Origin of the sequence: Burkholderia sp. IT-111MI5 (assembly GCF_949752865.1) — a bacterium.
Lineage (GTDB): Bacteria > Pseudomonadota > Gammaproteobacteria > Burkholderiales > Burkholderiaceae > Burkholderia > Burkholderia pyrrocinia_C.
In genome coordinates this window covers 61,496-78,415 of sequence record NZ_CATKIF010000072.1, presented here as the reverse complement: position 1 = coordinate 78,415, position 16,920 = coordinate 61,496, and the positions used below count along the sequence as shown (strand labels likewise).

Sequence of the window (16,920 nt, the reverse complement as noted above, 5' to 3'; positions counted from 1 at the left end):
GCCTGACGTTTAGCGGCATGGACGAAAAACTCCTCATCAAACATTCACGCTTTCAGAAAGTTTTTAACTCCAACAAAAATCCCCCAATAAATACAATTTAAATCATGCGCTTGCGATAAAAAATCGCAATTCACCATCTCACATCCATCTGCCCACCCACAATTTCCCCAACAAACATTACAAAAAATTACGAATTAACGCCGATTTAAATATACGATGGCCCACCGATTCGTTCTTACGTTTCCCCGACGCCTCCCGTGAACCCCGGAATGCGTCGCGCGGGAGGCAGCATGCAGGCGAATCGCGACGAGGCCGCCCGGATCATAGCGAGCGGACTCGACAGCCGTTCGTCGCAGGATCGCCTTTCAACCGGAGCCCACCCATGCCAACGAACACGCCCGTGAATAACAGCGCGAACGCGAACAGCCTGATGCAACAGGCGGCGCAATCGATCATCAACGGCTCGACCGGCAATCCGTCGATGGACGTCGGCACGCTGGTCAAGACGCTGGTGAACGCGAAGACGGCCGGCCGTGCCGCGACGCTTGCCGCGTCGCAAGCGACCGGCAGCACGCGGATTTCCGCATTCGGCGCACTGTCGTCGGCGCTGGGCGCGCTCCAGGCGGGCCTGACATCGCTGACGAACGGCGGGCTGCAGTCGACGTTCAACGCCGTCGCGAGCGGCAAGGGCCTGACCGCGACGGCGGGTGCGGGTGCGGTCGCCGGCACCTACACGATCGGCGTCACGCAGATCGCGACTGCGCAGGCGCTGTCGTCGGCGGGTTTCAACGGGACCAAGGCACTCGGCACCGGCACGCTGACGCTGTCGCTCGGCAGCCAGTCGTTCAAGGTCGAGGTCGGCAGCACGAACAACACGCTGTCGGGCATCGCGGCCGCGATCAACGCGGCGTCGAACAACCCGGGGATCAGCGCGACGGTCATCAACGGCACCGACGGCGCGCACCTCGTGCTCGCATCGTCGAAGACGGGCGCGGCGAACGCGATCAGCGTCGCGGTCGGCAACGTGGCCAACGACAACGGGCTGTCGAGCCTCGGCGTCACGTCGACGGCCGACACGGCCGGCGGCGCGTCGAAGATCGAATCGGCGAACGGCGCGGCCGCGTGGCGGCAAAGCGCGGTGGCACAGGATGCGAAGTTCACGATCAACGGGATCGCGTCGACCAGCGCGAGCAACGCGGTGTCGGGTGTGCTGACGGGCATCACGCTGAACCTGTCGGCAGCCGCGGTCAGCGAGACCGATACGCAGACGCTGACGGTCAGCACCGACACGAAATCGCAAGCGGCGACGATCACGAATTTCGTGAGCCTGTACAACACGGTCGTCAAGACGATGGGCGCGCTGACGAGCTACACGGAAGGCGCGAGCGCACAAGGCGCGCTGATCGGCGATTCGACGTTGAACACGATCCGCAATTCGCTCGCATCGAGCGTCGCGCGCGGCGTCGACAGCGGCGGCACCGGGAAAGGCGGCGGGCAAGCGAACCTGCTGTCGATCGGCATCAAGCTCGAGCGGGACGGCACGCTGAGCGTCGACAGCGCGAAGCTCGGCGACACGCTGTCCGCCAACCCGACGGCGGTCGCGCGCCTGTTCAACCCGACGCACGGGATCGGCACGCGCCTGACCGAGCAGATCACGCAATTTACGAAGAAGAACGGAATGATCGACGTGCGCACGACCGCACTGAATGCCGATCTGAAGCGCATCACGCAGCAGCAGTCCGATCTGTCCGACTACGCCGCGCAATTGACCAGGCAGTACCAGGCGCAGTTCACGGCACTCAACACGCTGATGGCCAGGATGAACTCGAACTCGCAGTACCTGACGCGTTTGTTCGGCGGCGCAAACAGCAGCGGCACGCTGGCGAAAAGATGAACGGCCGGGCTTCGCGGTGACCGCTTCGGCGGTTCCCGCGCAATGGTTCGAGCGGGTCGAGCCGTCAGCCGAGCCCCTCGACGCGGTCGGCGAACAAATCGATTGCACGCGACACCTGACGCCCGAAATAGCCTGGCCGTTCGCGCTCGTATGCGCGCAGCAGCGTCGTGCATTCGCGCTCGGCCCAGCGCCAGACCGGGCCCTGCTTCGCGAATACGGGATGATCGTGCAACTCCGCCGGCACCGCGTGCTCGTCCTCCCAGCCCCAGAAATACGCCTGGTACGCGCGGGCGAACGGCATCCCCAGAGTGTTCGCGACGGTCTCGTCGTGGCGCAGCGTGAAGTCGACGATCTCCTTGCGCACGCGACCGCCGACATCGTCGTGGCGCGCTTCGATCCAGCAGTGATACCGCGCGAGGTGCGACAGATGCCGCGCGGTGCGGCGCCGCTCGCGCGTCGTGCACAGCGCGTACAGGTTGCCGCCGCCGAAATCCATCACTTCGCCGCCCGCGAACGGCCGGTAAGCCTTGCCGGTCAGCAGCGTCAGCACCTGCGCGCCGACGATCGCGTAGTCGGCGCACCGCATGTAGCCGCTGCGCGTCGTCGCTTCCGATACGCTCCGATGAACGACCTCGTCGATCACGGCATGCAGCATGGCATCCACCGGCGCCGCCAGGATCGGTGGCTGGCTAGTCGTCGTCACTGGTTGCATCGGAAACGAATACGGATTCAACGGTTCATCGGTAAAAAACGCTCCGAGGCATAATATTACGAACCATTACAAGAACCGATAGACGGATTGAGCAGATTTGTATGCTTTTGTCGTGCGGTGACGGAGCATGCCGGACAGGTCACCGGACGCCACCAAAGCGCAGTACGCAGCGCGGTAGTCGGACGCGCGTCGGCGCCGCGCTCGTGGAGCGCGGGCGGTTCGATTTTGTGATGCGGTGGATGAAGGCCGGACGGCGTGTCTGCGGTGGGCCGCCGTTCGTGACAACGGGCATCGTGCCCGTCCCGGCCGGCTACCGTGGGGGTGTGGTCGCGGCAGGCGGCATTGCCGCCACCGATGTATTCGGGAATCCAGATGGTTTGGTTACGTTGCGCGCCCGACACGGACGCGCGCCGGGTACATACCATCCGGGACGTTGCAGGTACGCCGTCAGCACTGCACGGCGCGACGCATTCGCAATGCATCGCGAGACGCCGACTTTTCTTGCGGCAAGCATGCGGCGCTGTCGAGCGTGTCTCGATGCACGCGTGCAAAAGCGGCCGACTGCGCGGCACGCCATCCCGTCGCGCGCCGCCTGCTCCACACGGCGCGCCGTATTCGCTATTGCGCGGCGATCCGCCGGCGGAAATGCTCGGTACCGGCCACGATCTTGTCGAGTACCGCATCGAGCGCCCAGAATCGTTCGCGCACGTCGTAATCGATCGCGCGGCATTTGATCGACCCGAAGGTGCCGATCCGCTGATGGTAGATCTTCGCCATCGCCGGATAGCCCAGCGCTTCCGACACCGCCGACACGACCAGGAACGTCGACAGTTCGTCGGCCAGCGCCGGGTTCGCGTCTCCTTGCGTGCGCAACCATCGGTAGAGATCCGGATGGAAGTTGGTGAACACGCCGTTGAAGCCCGCGGACCCCGCCTTCATCGCGTCCCACGCAATCGCGGCGTTCGCGTTCAGGATCTTCAGCGGCGATCCCGCGGCGAGCGCGACCCGCCGCTTCACCGTCTCGAGGTCGCAGCTCACGTCCTTGAGCATCACGAACCGGCCCGTGTCGATGCACGCGCGCAGTTCGTCATCCGAAAGAAGCCGCCGGTAAGGCGCCGGACACTCATACAGGCCGAGCGGCAGATCCGACGGCAGTCGCGCGAGCAGCCTGTGCAGATGGTCGAGCAGCGCGGCGCTGCCCTTGCGCTGCGGATCGAGCCGGTTGGTCACGAGCACGACGCCCTGCGCACCCGATTCGGCCGCCGCGCACAACTCGGCGACCTGTGCGTCGAGATCGTCGCTGATGTGCCCCGATGCGACGACGGGCACGCGCCCGGCCACCCGCTCGACCACGAAGCGCGCCAGTTCCGCACGTTCGGCAAGACTCAGGAACTGCATCTCGCTCGATTGCGCGACCGCGAACAACGCATCCGCGCCGTGCGCCAGATACCATTCGATGAGCCGCTCGAGCCCCGCGTAGTCGATCGCGCCGGCATCGTCGAACGGCGTCAGCATCACCGGTACGATCCCCTCGATGGTCACGTTCGCTTGCTGCTGGTGTTGCATCTGTTTCTCCTTCCTTCAGTGAATGCGTGTACAAGCTGCGTGCTCAGGCCGGCAACGGTCCGTGCGCGGCATTCGCCGCCTGCTCGGGAATCGGCTTGCGCACCAGCAGCAGGTAAGCCATCGCACCGGCGAACGCGATCGCTGCGGCGGTCAGCAGCGCGGGCACGAACGACCACTTCTGCGCAATGATGCCCGTCAGGATCGGCGCGAGCGCGCCGCCGATGAAACCGCCGAAATTCTGGATCGCGCCGAGTGACGCGACACGGCTCGGCGGCGCGGCCGCCGTCGCGAGCGCCCACGAAGAGGCCGACGCCGCGTTGGCAAGAAATATCACGACCGAAATGCATGCGAGCGCAACCGCATTGCTCTGCACGAGCGCGGCCGGAATCGTGAACGCGACCATCCCGAGCATCGCGACCACCACCGCATTGCGCCGGCTCACGACCGGCGAACGGCTGCGGCGCGTAACCACGTCCGACAGCCAGCCGGCGACCAGCGAGCCGACGAACCCGCACAGGAACGGCACCGACGCGGCAAACCCGGTGCGGATCAGGCTCATGTGCCGCTCCATCGTCAAGTACCCGGGCAGCCAGGTCAGGTACACCCAGTTCAGGTACACGGAACCGAAAAAGCCGATCAGCATCCCCCAGGTCGTGCCGTGCGAGAACAGGCTGCGCCATTCGGCGAAGGTCAGCTTCGGCGCCGCGACGACGCTTTGCGCATCGGCATCGAGATAACCGCGCTCCTCCGCAGTCAGTTGCGCGCGCACCGGATCGCGGTACAGCGCAAACCAGACGACGGCGACGACGAGACCCGCTGCGCCCGTCGCAATGAACGCCCAGCGCCAGTCGAACGATGCGACGAGGATCGACAGCAGCAACGGCGCGAGCGCGGTGCCGAGCGGCGACGCGGCGTTGAAGATCCCGGTCGGCGTGCCGCGCGCACGCAGCGGGAACCAGTTGCTCACCACCCGCGCGGCCGACGGGAACTGCGGCGCCTCGCCGATGCCGAGCACGATGCGCGCGACGATGAACCAGCCGAAGGTGGACACGATGCCGCCGGCCGCCTGTGCGATCGACCAGACGATCAGCCCGATGCCGAGCAGCCGGCGCGGACCGATGCGGTCGACGAGCCCGCCGACCGGAAACTGGCACAGCGCATAGCTCCACGAGAACGCCGACAGCAGCAGCCCCATCTGCGAGAGCGACAAGCCGAGATCGCCCCGGATCGCCGAGCTCGCGACAGCCAGCGTGCCTCGATCGAGATAATTGACGATCCCGCTCGCCATCAACAGCGCGAGCGCGATGCGTTGCCCGCGCCGGATACGCGGCGGCGCGTGCGGAACAGTCTGGTTTTCGCTCATTACGTTTGTCTCCATGTCTCGGGTATCGGCCGGTTCCGGCCATTCCGTCGCTTGCGGAATTCAGGTATCCATACGTGTCACTTCTTCGCGCGTCGGGATCGAGGTCTGCGCGCCGTAACGCGTGACGCTGATCGCGGCCGCACGCTGACCGAAGCCGATCGCGTCGTCCATCGAAGCGCCGTCTGCGCGGGCGGCCGCGAACCCGCCGACGAACGTGTCGCCGGCCGCGGTCGTATCGACGGCCGTCACCGACATCGCACGATGGCGGCCGTTCCCTGCGCTGCCGCGCCAGCACACGCCGCGCGCGCCGAGCGTGACCAGCACGTTGCCGACGCCCTTCGCGCACAGCGCATCGGCGGCGCGCACGGCCGACGCATCGTCGCCGACGGCGATGCCGGTCAGCGACTCGGCTTCGGTTTCGTTGACGACGAGGTAGTCGACTCGCGCCAGCAACGCGTCGAACAGCGGCTGCGCAGGCGCGGGATTGAGCAGCACCGGCGTGTGGTGCGCGCTTGCACAGGCAATCGCGTGCGCCACCGTCGCGATCGGCACTTCGAGCTGGCATACGAGCAGCGCCGCCCCGGCGATCGTTTCGCGCGCCGCGTCGATCCGGCCGGCATCGAGGCACGCATTCGCGCCGGGCACGACGACGATGCTGTTCGCGCCGCCGTCGTCAACCGTGATCGCGGCAACGCCGGTCGACGTGCCGCCGATACGATGCAGGTGCGTCACGTCGATCCGTTCAGCCGCGAGCGCGCCGTGCAGGCGCGCACCGAACGCGTCGTCGCCGACGCAGCCGATCATCGCAACCGACGCACCCAGGCGCGCGGCCGCAACCGCCTGGTTCGCCCCCTTGCCGCCGTGAATGGTCTGGAATTCAGTGCCGAGCAGCGTCTCGCCCGGCACCGGCAGGCGCGGCGCACGCGTGACGAGGTCGATGTTCACGCTGCCGACGACAGCGATATGCGGTGAACGGGCGCTGTTCATTTCTCGATGTAACCGCTTACATTTGAGGTGGACAAAACGGCCGGGAAGGCCGTCGTCGATGAAAATTCCGCAATGCGGATGAAGTATGGGTCTGACATAATACGGAACAGCATCAAGATAGCGCTTACATTCTCACAAGATCGAATCGGGATGCAAGCGGGACCACCATGAATCGAGGGTAAACAATGACGCTTTTGACAGCGCGCGGCGTCGGCAACACCGCCACGCCGGGAGACGGCCGATGAGCACGCCCCCGTCCCGCGGCGGCGCGACGCGGGCGCGACGCGGCAGCGGCCGCTCGGTGCTCGGTGACGTCGCGAAGCTGGCCGGCGTGTCGACCGCGACCGTCTCGCGCGTCTACAACGATCCCGGCAAGGTGTCGGCCGACGTGCAACAGCGCGTGCGCGACGCGGCGCGCGCACTGAACTGGATTCCGAATGCGGCCGGCCGCGCGCTCGCGTCCACGCGCACCCACATCACCGGCGCGATCATTCCGACGCTCGACGACCAGGTGTTCGCGTCGCAGGTCGCGGGCATGCAGACCGTCATGGCCGAGCACGGCATCACGCTGTTTCTCGGCTGCTCGAACTACGATCCCGCGCAGGCGCTGGCGCAGGTGCGCGCGATGCTGTCGCGCGGCGTCGAAGCCGTATCGCTGGTCGGTGAAGCGTATCCGCCGGAATTGTTCGAACTGCTTGCGATGCACGGCGTGCCGTACGTCGTCACGTACGCGTATCGCGACGACAGCCCGCACTGCTGCATCGGCTTCGACAACCGCGCGGCGTTCGCGCGGCTCACCACGCACCTGCTCGACCTCGGCCACCGCGATTTCGCGATCATCATGCAGCCGTCGGCCGACAACGACCGTGTGCAGGCTCGCCTGCGCGGCATTCACGACACGCTTGCCGCGCACGGGCTCGCGGTGCGCCCCGTGCATCAGCACGAAGGCGCGGCCACGATCGCGTTCGGGCGGGCGAGCCTGCGCGCGATTGCCGACAGCGACGCGGCGACGCGGCCGACGGCCGTGATTTGCGGCAACGATGCGCTCGCGCTCGGCGCGTTGCTCGAGGCGCAGGCGCTCGGCATCGACGTGCCCGCGCAATTGTCGATCACCGGGTTCGACGACATCGCGCTCGCGCGCGAGATCCGGCCGCCGCTGACGACGATGTGGGTCGACACCGATGCGATCGGGCGGCAGGCCGCGCATGCGTTGCTCGACGCGCTCGAGAACGGCGCAACGGGGCCCGGTCGAGCCGTCATGCCGGAGTTGCGGATACGGGAATCGGCCGCGCCGCCGAAGCAGGCGCAGGCGAGCGCATCGCGCAAAGAATGAAGACGCGTCGAGCGGCTCCGGCCGCCCCGCGCGCTCACTGCATCACGTCGATCGGCAGCGTCTTGTCGAGAGTGTCGTGCCACGCCTGGATGGTCTTCGGCACGGTTTTCTTCCACGCCTGCGCGTTCGAGTAATAGCGCATCCGGACCTTGTTCTGCGCATCGAACACGAGCAGCCCGATCCACAGATCGGTGCCGCGGCTCATCACGATCGCCGCGTTCGTCGTCGCGATGCCGCGCACCCAGTACGACTTCACGCGCGCGTTGAGTCCGTCGAGATCCTTTTCGTCGGCGCTGTAATTGACCATGTCGACGAGCGTCGGGTAGTCGGCGCCAAGCAGCTTGTGCGCGGTCGCGTTCTGCGTCGCGTCGGTCACGACCTTGAGGCTCAGCAGGTCGGCCTGCGGCTTGGCCAGGAACTGCGATGCGGTCACGTAGTCGCCCGCGTAGACGACGCCCGCGCCGGCGCCGCAATCGAAATCCCCACCCTGTTGCGTGACGCGGATGCGTCCGCCCTTCCGGTCGAAATCGAGCCGGCATTTGTCCTTGCGGTAGGTGCCGCTGTCGCCGTGCAGCACGATGTCGCCGTCGAGCCCGCCGGTATTCGCGCCGTTGTTGGCGCTCAATTCGAAATGCAGCCGAGGTGCAGTGCCGGTCAACGTCAGCACGCCGCCGAACGACGGGTTGTCGCTCGTCAGGTACCACGTCTGCTGCCAGCGGTCGGCGGCAAGCGGCGTACCGTTCAGGCTCGCGAGCCGTTCGCGATAGCGGTCGCCGAGGCACGGTGCATCGTTGCCGCACTGGTCGCGCTGCTTGAGCCACTTCAACTGCGCGGCCTTCAGCGCGGCCGTATCGCCACCTTTCGCGAGTGCCTTCTTCCACGCAGCCGCCAGGTCGCCGTCGAGCTTCGACAGCGCAGTGTCGGCGCAGATCGTCTTCTCGGTCGGCGAAGCGGCCTTCGCACAGTCGAAGCCGGCCGCATGCGCGGCGATCGGCAACAGCGTCAGCAGCGCGGCCGCCGCGATGGATCGCAGGCGCATGTACCGCGCATCACCTGCGGGAGTCGCGGTTTGCCCGCGCGCGTTCGATCGGTTCTGGATGGTCATCGGCTTGGATCGTCGCTGGGTCGCGCGCCTGTAGAAGCTACCTGCACGCGACATTCAAGGTAAAAACGCCCGGCCCGACATGCGACGCATGCCGTCGCCCGCCGAAGCGTAACCCGAATGCGCGACGCCGATCAATCGACGTTCGATGTCGGTGCAACCGTCCCGGTGGCCGCGCTGCGTTGCACGATGCCGTCGCGCAATGCGGCTTCCGCAGCGGTATCGATGATCCCGATGAAGGCAATCACATCACCCCTTCGTCCTCCGTCGACGAGAACCAGACGCGCCGCGCGGCGACCTGTTCCTGAAACGGCTGAAGCCTGCAACCCGCACTCCGAACGACTTCATGCACGTGGCCGGCTCCCCGCCCACGCCCGTTGAAGGAGATCGCGAAGCGGCACTGCCTCAACGGGGCGCGGGTTCCAATACGGGTTGGACATTGCCACCTCGCAAGCGCGGTCGAGGTCCTGCTCGCGCATACCGATTTCGCCCAGGCCGCCCGGCACGCCCAGTTCCCGATTCAGTTCATAGAGCCCGTCCGGGGCGCTCTGCGCATCGAGTGCCCGCGCGATACGTGCCATCGCATCTTCCGCCACCGGGCTGTTGTACGCCAGCGCGTGCGGCAGGACGATCGCATGCGTCTCGGCGTGCGGGAGGTTGAACGTGCCGCCCAGCGTGTGACACAGCTTGTGGTGCAGCGCCATGCCGACCGTCCCGAGCACCATGCCGCACAGCCAGGCACCGTAAAGCGCGTCGCTGCGCGCCTCCATGTCTCGGTTCTGCTTCTTGATGCCCCGCAGCCCCTTTGCGAGCGAACGGATACCCTCTTCCGCCATCAACGCCATGACAGGATTGCCGTCTTTCGCATACAGCCCTTCCGCCGCATGCGCGATTGCGTTCAAGCCGCTGACAAACGATAGCTGCGCGGGCAACCCGACCGATAGCTCCGGATCGTAAAGCACCGTTCTGGGCAGCACGTTCGCGTCGCGCCCGGTCCTTTTCAAGCCGTCCTCGGTAATGCCGAAGATGGGCGTCATCTCCGAACCGGCATAGGTGGTCGGAATCGCGATGATGGGCAACGACGACTCGAGCGCAATCGCCTTGCCGAGCCCGATCGTCGATCCACCGCCGATGGCGATCGCGCAGTCGGCGCCGACTTCCTTCGCGTATGCGCGGGCGCGACGGGCATTCTCGATGGGCACATGCATCTGCGCGCCATCGAACACACCCGCGCTCGCCGGCCCGAGCAACGCGGCGACCGATTCTGCCTGCGCTTTCTGCTGCGGCGTACACAGAACGATCGCGCGGCGCGCACCCAGCCTCTCGACCTCCTGCTGGACCAGATTCATGCTGCCGGCGCCAAAAATCACGCGCGACGCATGCGTCGTATACGTAAAGTCGTACATGAAAAGCCCTTTCGCTATGTATCAGACCGATGGAGACATCAGACGTAGTCGACCTGATGCCGCGAAATCCGGCAGTCGCCAAGCACCTGCTTGACTCTCAGATGTTCGGGGTGGGAAGCGTATGCTGCGAGATGCTCGACGCTCTCGAACTCGGTATACAGCACGACGTCGCACGCATAGTCGACCTTGCTGAAGTCCATACCCACTTCCAGTTTCGTCAGACCGGGAATCTTTCCTTCGAGGCTCTCGAATGCCGTTTTGACGAATTGCGCAGTTTCCCTCTTTTGTTCGGGCGTCTCGCCTCGAACGTCCCACATCACGATGTGCTTGATCATGTCGCTTCCGTCACTGATGCTTGTTCTCAGACCGGCGACACGTTTCCCGGAGTCGCCGCTGTCGGGGACCCGGATCATGACGCCTGTCGCATTGCTCGCTCGCGTGAAATCACTCACACGGACCGAGTCCTCCCGGTTCCCCTCGATCGGCGCCGCGTGTATCAGGCCTTGTTCTTGTTGTACACGTCGACGAACACGGCCGCGAGCAACACGACACCCTTGATGACCTGCTGATAGTCGACACCGATGCCCATGATGGACATGCCGTTGTTCATCACACCCATGATGAATGCGCCGACCACGGCACCCACTACCTTGCCCACCCCGCCAGATGCCGATGCGCCGCCGATAAAGCACGCGGCGATGACGTCGAGCTCGAATCCGGTCCCCGCCTTGGGCGTGCCGCTGTTGAGCCGGGCCGCAAAGATGATTCCCGCCAGCGCGGCGAGCACACCCATGTTGACGAACGTGAGAAAACTCACCGCGGGCACGCTGACCCCGGAAAGCCGTGCTGCTTTCGCGTTACCGCCGACCGCGTAGACCCGACGGCCGATCGTCGTACGGTTCATCACGAACGTGTACACCCCGATCAGCACACCCATGATGACCAGCACCGTCGGCAAACCCCGATACGACGCGAGGAGGTAGCAGAAGTAGACGATCAATCCGGTCAGCACGGCGTTCTTCGCGACCATCATCGGGAATGAACCGTTGCCCATGCCGTACTTCGCCGCGCTCGCGCGATGGCGAAGTTCGATCGCGAAGAACGCCGCGCCCACCAGGACGCCGAGCACGATCGACGTGACATGAAGATCCTCGCCGCGGAACACGTCGGGGATGAAACCCGAACTCACCGCCGCGAAGGCGTCGGGGAACGGGCCGATCGACTGGCCCTGCAGGACCAGATTGGTCAGCCCGCGAAACACCAGCATGCCGGCCAGCGTGACGATGAACGACGGCATCCGCCAGAACGCAATCCAGTACCCCTGCACCGCGCCGATGAGCGCGCCCGTCGCAATGCAAACGACGGTGGCCAGCACGTAGTTGACGTTGAACTGCACCATCAGCACGGCCGCAAGCGCGCCCACGAGGCCTGCCGTCGAGCCGACCGACAGGTCGATGTGACCGGCAACGATCACCATCAGCATCCCGAGCGCCATGATGACGATGTAGCTGTTCTGCAGCACGAGATTCGTCAGGTTCAGCGGCTGCATGAGCACGCCGCCGGTCGCGACCTGGAAGAAGACCATGATCACGATGAGCGAGAACAGCAAACCGTATTCGCTCAAACCACGCTTGATCGCGCTCATGATGTCGCTGTTCCTGACTTCGCCTTCTTGCGGAGCCGTTGGCGAGAGAGCCTTGCGCATTTCAGATGCCTCCATTTCGCATGATTGCCCGCATGATCTTCTCCTGCGAGACTTCTTCCGATGTGAACTCGCCGACGAACCGGCCTTCGTTCATCACATAGACGCGGTCGCACATGCCAAGAAGCTCCGGCATCTCCGAGGAAATCATCACGACGCACTTGCCCGCCGCAACCGCTTGATTGATGATGCTGTAGATCTCGTACTTCGCACCCACGTCGATGCCACGGGTCGGCTCGTCGAGAATGAGCACGTCCGGCCCGGAGAACAGCCACTTGCTCAACACGACCTTCTGCTGATTGCCACCCGACAGGTTGCCGACGACGTGCGATACACCCTGCGCCCGGATGCGCAGCTTTGCCAGAAAGTCCGACGCAACGCTGGCTTCCTCGTGTTCATTCACGATGCCGTATTTCGACACGCCCGCGAGATTGGCCAGCGAGATGTTCGTCCGGATATCGTCGTCCAGAAGCAGGCCGTTGCCCTTTCTATCCTCGGTGACATAAGCAAGCCCGGCATCGATGGCTTTACGCACGGACGACACATCGACCGGCTTTCCATGGATCAGCACCGAGCCGCTGATGTCCTGGCCGTACGCGCCGCCGAATATGCTCATCGCCAGCTCGGTGCGCCCCGATCCCATCAGGCCGGCGATGCCGACGATTTCTCCGGCACGTGCCACCAGGTCGACACCCTTGATGACCGCACGATCCCGCTGCGTGGGATGCCGGACACGCCAGTCCTTGACCTCGAAGATGACGTCGCCGATGTTCGGAACCCGCTTCGGATACCGATCGGACATTTCGCGGCCGACCATCGCCTTGATGATGCGATCCTCGCTCACGCTTTCCGCGCGGCAATCCAGTTCGTCGACGGTCGAACCGTCGCGGATCACCGTAATGCTGTCGGCGACACGCGAGATTTCGTTGAGCTTGTGCGAGATGATGATGGACGTCACCCCGCGCCGCTTCAGGTCCAGCAGCAAATCGAGCAACGTTTCGCTATCCTTTTCGTTCAGGCTGGCCGTGGGCTCGTCCAGAATCAGTAACCGCACTTCCTTCGACAACGCCTTCGCAATTTCCACCAGCTGCTGCTTGCCGATGCCCAGCGTGCCGACGGGCGTATCCGGCGAATCGCCGAGACCGACCTTCTGAAGCAACGCCTTCGCGCGCGCACGCGAGCCGTGCCAGTCGATGACGCCTCTGCGCGACTGCTCGTTGCCCAGGAAAATGTTCTCGGTGATCGACAGCATGGGCACCAGAGCGAGCTCCTGATGGATGATGATGATGCCCACCGCCTCGCTGTCGGTGATATCCGAAAACCTGCGCTCCTCGCCGTCATACACGACCGTGCCGGCGTAAGACCCGTGCGCGTAGACACCGCTCAGAATCTTCATCAGCGTCGATTTTCCGGCACCGTTCTCCCCGCAGATGGCATGAATCTCGCCCCTTCCGACTCGCAGGTTGACGTTATTCAGGGCCTTGACCTGGCCGAATGCCTTCTGGATGCCGTTCATCTCCAGAATGGTGTCCATCTTCATCCTCCTCGTTTCTCGCACGCCGGGTTGCGTCTCGCGCGACCGCGCTGCGGTTACTTGAGTTGCGCCTGCGTGTAATAGCCGCTGTTGACGAGCATCGCCTGAACGTTGTCCTTGTCCACGAGAACGGGTTTCACCAGATACGTCGGCACGATCTTCGCGCCGTTGTTGTAGCTCTTCGTGTCGTTCACCGCGACCGTCTTGCCGGCGAGCGCGTCGTCGACCATCGCGGCCGTGACGCTCGCGAGCTTGCGCGTATCCTTGAACACCGTCGTCGCCTGATCCCCTCGGAGGATCGCCTTGATGTTCTGGATGTCCGCGTCCTGCCCCGTCACCACCGGCATCGGCGCTTGCGCGGAGCCATAGCCCACCCCCTTGAGCGACGAAATCACCCCAATGGCGATTGCGTCGTTCGGTGTCCAGACCGCATCGAGACGGTCCTTGCCGTAGAACGCGCTCAACAGGTTGTCCATGCGCGACTGGGCCGTCGCGCCATCCCAGTTGCGGGTCGCGATCTTCTCGAATGCGGCCTGCTTGCTGCGAATCACGAACTTGCCGCTGTCGATGTAGGGCTTGAGCACCGACATGCCGCCCGCGTAGACCATGTGCGCGTTGTTGTCGTCCGAGGAGCCGCCGAAGACCTCGATGTTGAACGGTGTCTTGCCACCCTTCTTCTGCCACGCGGCGACGATGCTCTGCGCCTGCAGCACGCCCACGCCATAGTTGTCGAACGTGGCGTAGTAGTCGACGTCCTTCGTCTGGCTGATCAGGCGGTCGTATGAAATGACCTTGATGTGTTTTTTCTGCGCGTACGCGAGCGCATCGGAAAAAGTCTTGCCGTCGATCGGTGCGATGATCAGCGCCTTCACGCCCTTGGCGAGCATGTTCTCGACCTGGTTCACCTGCGTCGGGACATCGTAGTTTGCATACTGCAGATCGGCCGCATAGCCCTTCGCCTTCAGCGCATCGACCATGCTCTTGCCGTCGGTGAGCCACCGCGACTCGGTCTTGTCCGGCAACGAGATGCCGATGACACCCTTGTCCTGTGCGAACGACGAAGCCGACATGGCGGCCAGTCCGATGCTGATGCCCGCTGCAATCGCGAGGCGCTTGACGATGTTCATTTCTGTCTCCTGATATGGACTGCTATTTATTTGAAGATCGGGTGATCCGATGATCCGGCCTCGGTGCGAGGCCGGTTCCCGCCTACTCGATGAAGACCTCGGCGCCCGCTTTTTTCGACGACGCGAACATGGCCTCGATCACGCGGCTGATGTTGTATGCCTGGGTAGCCGGCACGACCGACGGCGTGCGGTTGCGCAGCGCGTCGAAGAACGCGTTCGATTCGCGGTCGAAGTAAACCGGGTTGCCGATTTCAGCGATGTCCGGCGAGTACTCGGTCTTCTTCGTTGCCCAGATTTCCGGGAAGCTCGTTTCCTGCCACTCGGTCCAGCCCTCCGGATAATCGCCCTTGCCGGCGTCGTAGATCTTGTAGCTCGCCGGCAGCGATCGCGACGACATGATGCCTTCCGTCCCGTAGGCCGTGATGTCCCAGCTCTCCGTCCACGGCAACACGTCCCACGACATGAAGTCGATGGTCACGATCTTGTCTTCGTAATTGAGAACCGCGCCCGCCGCGTCTTCGCGCGACTCGTCGCCGTGGAAGCCCAGGAACTTCGTGATGCGCGCATTGACCGACCGCGGCGTGCCGAAGTGAAGCAGAATGCGGTCCACCAGATGGCATCCGATCACGAACACGGCGCCGCCGATATCGCCCGGCTGGGTCATGTGCGCCGTCCCGGCTTCGTCGTGCGAGCAGCCGCCGTGCGCGCGCACCTGTACCACCTTGCCGAGGCGCCCGCTCTTCAGCGCTGCCTGCATTGCGTCCACTGACGGCGCGAAACGCCAGCAGTAACCGACCTGAACGAGGCCTCCCGTGCGCTCGACGGCCTGCATGATCCGCTTCGCATCCTCGGAGCTGCGGCCCGCCGGCTTTTCGCACAGCACGGCCTTGCCGGCTTCGAGCGCCTCGATCGTCAGATCCGCCATCCTGTCGCTTTTCGAGTGCACAAGGACCACGTGCACGTTCTCGTCGGCGAGGATGTCCTCTTTCGAGCGGGCTTCCAGCCCCAGTGCATCGACGAACGGCGTGAGCAGCGGGCCGGTGTCCCACGCGCCGAGCATCCTTGCGTCGGTTCGGCGCCGGATCGCCTTGACCCGCCCCGACGTGTGCGGGTGCGTGATGCCGAGGCATGCAACGCCAACCGTTTCTCCAGGACCCATCTTTCGCACCATGACGTGTTTCCTCCCGATCAATGGTTAGACCGTGACGGCCTTGCCGGACGTCGCGGACTCGAGCGCGCACTCCGCGAGGCGCAGCGCCTTGAGGCCGTCATCGACCGAAGTCGGCAGCGCCGTGTTGTTGTGCAAGGCGTCGACGAAAGCCTGCAGTTCGCCCTTGTAGGCGTCGACGTAACGCTCCAGAAAGAAGTTGAGCAGCGGTTCGCGTACGTCAGTCGCTTCCTTGCTCCATCGACGGATGGTCGACGGGCGCAGGTTCTCCTGCAGCAGCATGCCCTTGGAACCCGATACCTCCATGCGCTGGTCGTAGCCGTAGACGGCCTCGCGGCAGCAGTTGATGTGACATTGCTTGCCGGACGCGGTGCGCAGCTGCACCATGACCGTGTCGAAGTCGCCCAGTTCCGACAGCGACGAATCCACGAGACGACTCGCGATCGCCATCACCTCGACCGGCTCCTCGCCGAGGAGCCAGCGGGCCATGTCGAGATCGTGGATCACCATGTCGCGGAAAATGCCGCCCGAATGCTCCACGTAGTCGCGCGGCGGCATGCCCGGATCGCGGCTCGAGATGATGACCTGCCGAACCTCGCCGACGTCGCCCGCGTCGATCGCCGCACGAAACGCCTGGGACGTCGGGTCGAAGCGGCGGTTGAAGGCGAGCATCACGCGCCCGTTCAGACGCTCGACTTCGCGCGCCGCGGCGAGCGATTTCTCCATGTCGAGATCGATGGGCTTTTCGCAGAGCACGGCCTTGCCGCGCGCCACGGCTTCCAGCATGAACGAGATGTGGGTGTCCGTCGGGGTGCCGATGACCACCGCGTCGATATCGCCGCGCTGGAGCACGGCCATGCAGTCGGTCGACGCCTCGCAACCCAGGCGTTCGGCGAGCGAATCGCCTGCGGCGGCGACCGGGTCTGCGACCACGACGAGCTTCGCGTTCGGGATGGAGGCTGCATTGGCGGCATGGATGCGACCGATGCGGCCGGCGCCGAGTACGGCGATTCGAATCATTTCTGT

At 64.6% G+C, this 16,920-nt stretch carries 15 protein-coding genes; 2 read left to right on the top strand and 13 right to left on the bottom strand.

Features of this window, described 5'->3' with window-relative positions; all coding sequences use genetic code 11:
- Positions 1–382 precede the first annotated feature (382 nt).
- Positions 383–1,894 (top strand): flagellar filament capping protein FliD, encoded by a 1,512-nt coding sequence (gene fliD, locus ACM6JT_RS33410; protein WP_414858050.1) that lies wholly within the window; start codon positions 383–385, stop codon positions 1,892–1,894.
- A 64-nt stretch (positions 1,895–1,958) separates the two neighbouring features.
- Here fliD and ACM6JT_RS33405 read toward each other — a convergent pair whose 3' ends face one another.
- The 4 genes from ACM6JT_RS33405 to rbsK form a co-directional block, all read right to left on the bottom strand.
- Complete coding sequence (locus tag ACM6JT_RS33405; RefSeq protein ID WP_034182617.1) at positions 1,959–2,606, bottom strand: hypothetical protein; 648 nt, start codon at positions 2,604–2,606, stop codon at positions 1,959–1,961.
- Positions 2,607–3,224: 618 nt separating this feature from the next.
- A complete protein-coding gene (locus ACM6JT_RS33400; RefSeq protein ID WP_243567218.1) occupies positions 3,225–4,172 on the bottom strand; it encodes a dihydrodipicolinate synthase family protein in 948 nt (315 codons plus the stop codon).
- Positions 4,173–4,215: 43 nt separating this feature from the next.
- Positions 4,216–5,535 (bottom strand): MFS transporter, encoded by a 1,320-nt coding sequence (locus ACM6JT_RS33395; protein ID WP_243567217.1) that lies wholly within the window; start codon positions 5,533–5,535, stop codon positions 4,216–4,218.
- 60 nt (positions 5,536–5,595) lie between these two features.
- A complete protein-coding gene (gene rbsK / locus ACM6JT_RS33390; protein ID WP_105391982.1) occupies positions 5,596–6,522 on the bottom strand; it encodes a ribokinase in 927 nt (308 codons plus the stop codon).
- Positions 6,523–6,763: 241 nt separating this feature from the next.
- Between rbsK and ACM6JT_RS33385 the strand changes: the two genes are divergently transcribed.
- Positions 6,764–7,855, top strand: a complete 1,092-nt coding sequence (locus ACM6JT_RS33385) for a LacI family DNA-binding transcriptional regulator (protein WP_414858049.1) — start codon at positions 6,764–6,766, stop codon at positions 7,853–7,855.
- A 34-nt stretch (positions 7,856–7,889) separates the two neighbouring features.
- Here the strand turns inward: ACM6JT_RS33385 and ACM6JT_RS33380 are convergent, their stop codons facing one another.
- The 9 genes from ACM6JT_RS33380 to iolG all read right to left on the bottom strand — a co-directional run bounded on the left by ACM6JT_RS33380 (position 7,890) and on the right by iolG (position 16,914).
- Positions 7,890–8,960, bottom strand: coding sequence for a lysozyme inhibitor LprI family protein (locus ACM6JT_RS33380; RefSeq protein ID WP_414858048.1), 1,071 nt, complete (start codon positions 8,958–8,960; stop codon positions 7,890–7,892).
- 131 nt (positions 8,961–9,091) lie between these two features.
- Positions 9,092–9,283: a hypothetical protein gene (locus ACM6JT_RS33375; protein WP_243567212.1), complete on the bottom strand. Its 192-nt coding sequence runs from the start codon at positions 9,281–9,283 to the stop codon at positions 9,092–9,094.
- 18 nt (positions 9,284–9,301) lie between these two features.
- Positions 9,302–10,363, bottom strand: a complete 1,062-nt coding sequence (locus ACM6JT_RS33370; protein ID WP_243567210.1) for a maleylacetate reductase — start codon at positions 10,361–10,363, stop codon at positions 9,302–9,304.
- A 38-nt stretch (positions 10,364–10,401) separates the two neighbouring features.
- A complete protein-coding gene (locus ACM6JT_RS33365; protein ID WP_243567209.1) occupies positions 10,402–10,698 on the bottom strand; it encodes a Dabb family protein in 297 nt (98 codons plus the stop codon).
- Between the two features lie 161 nt (positions 10,699–10,859).
- The gene (gene mmsB / locus ACM6JT_RS33360) at positions 10,860–12,008 is read right to left on the bottom strand and encodes a multiple monosaccharide ABC transporter permease (protein WP_243567208.1); all 1,149 of its coding nucleotides are present in this window, start codon (positions 12,006–12,008) and stop codon (positions 10,860–10,862) included.
- A 61-nt stretch (positions 12,009–12,069) separates the two neighbouring features.
- The gene (gene mmsA, locus ACM6JT_RS33355; protein WP_414858047.1) at positions 12,070–13,599 is read right to left on the bottom strand and encodes a multiple monosaccharide ABC transporter ATP-binding protein; all 1,530 of its coding nucleotides are present in this window, start codon (positions 13,597–13,599) and stop codon (positions 12,070–12,072) included.
- 56 nt (positions 13,600–13,655) lie between these two features.
- Positions 13,656–14,726 carry a multiple monosaccharide ABC transporter substrate-binding protein gene (gene chvE / locus ACM6JT_RS33350; RefSeq protein WP_414858046.1) on the bottom strand — a complete coding sequence of 357 codons (1,071 nt, stop codon included), beginning with the start codon at positions 14,724–14,726 and terminating at the stop codon, positions 13,656–13,658.
- Positions 14,727–14,808: 82 nt separating this feature from the next.
- Positions 14,809–15,897 carry a Gfo/Idh/MocA family protein gene (locus tag ACM6JT_RS33345; protein WP_414858045.1) on the bottom strand — a complete coding sequence of 363 codons (1,089 nt, stop codon included), beginning with the start codon at positions 15,895–15,897 and terminating at the stop codon, positions 14,809–14,811.
- Between the two features lie 24 nt (positions 15,898–15,921).
- Complete coding sequence (iolG, locus tag ACM6JT_RS33340; RefSeq protein ID WP_414858044.1) at positions 15,922–16,914, bottom strand: inositol 2-dehydrogenase; 993 nt, start codon at positions 16,912–16,914, stop codon at positions 15,922–15,924.
- Positions 16,915–16,920 lie beyond the last annotated feature (6 nt).

Coding starts and splice junctions, on each gene's coding strand:
- fliD (WP_414858050.1), top strand. CDS start 383: ATGCCAACGAACACGCCCGTGAATAACAGCGCGAACGCGAACAGCCTG.
- ACM6JT_RS33405 (WP_034182617.1), bottom strand. CDS start 2,606: ATGCAACCAGTGACGACGACTAGCCAGCCACCGATCCTGGCGGCGCCG.
- ACM6JT_RS33400 (WP_243567218.1), bottom strand. CDS start 4,172: ATGCAACACCAGCAGCAAGCGAACGTGACCATCGAGGGGATCGTACCG.
- ACM6JT_RS33395 (WP_243567217.1), bottom strand. CDS start 5,535: ATGAGCGAAAACCAGACTGTTCCGCACGCGCCGCCGCGTATCCGGCGC.
- rbsK (WP_105391982.1), bottom strand. CDS start 6,522: ATGAACAGCGCCCGTTCACCGCATATCGCTGTCGTCGGCAGCGTGAAC.
- ACM6JT_RS33385 (WP_414858049.1), top strand. CDS start 6,764: ATGAGCACGCCCCCGTCCCGCGGCGGCGCGACGCGGGCGCGACGCGGC.
- ACM6JT_RS33380 (WP_414858048.1), bottom strand. CDS start 8,960: ATGACCATCCAGAACCGATCGAACGCGCGCGGGCAAACCGCGACTCCC.
- ACM6JT_RS33370 (WP_243567210.1), bottom strand. CDS start 10,363: ATGTACGACTTTACGTATACGACGCATGCGTCGCGCGTGATTTTTGGC.
- ACM6JT_RS33365 (WP_243567209.1), bottom strand. CDS start 10,698: ATGATCAAGCACATCGTGATGTGGGACGTTCGAGGCGAGACGCCCGAA.
- mmsB (WP_243567208.1), bottom strand. CDS start 12,008: ATGAGCGCGATCAAGCGTGGTTTGAGCGAATACGGTTTGCTGTTCTCG.
- mmsA (WP_414858047.1), bottom strand. CDS start 13,599: ATGGACACCATTCTGGAGATGAACGGCATCCAGAAGGCATTCGGCCAG.
- chvE (WP_414858046.1), bottom strand. CDS start 14,726: ATGAACATCGTCAAGCGCCTCGCGATTGCAGCGGGCATCAGCATCGGA.
- ACM6JT_RS33345 (WP_414858045.1), bottom strand. CDS start 15,897: ATGGTGCGAAAGATGGGTCCTGGAGAAACGGTTGGCGTTGCATGCCTC.
- iolG (WP_414858044.1), bottom strand. CDS start 16,914: ATGATTCGAATCGCCGTACTCGGCGCCGGCCGCATCGGTCGCATCCAT.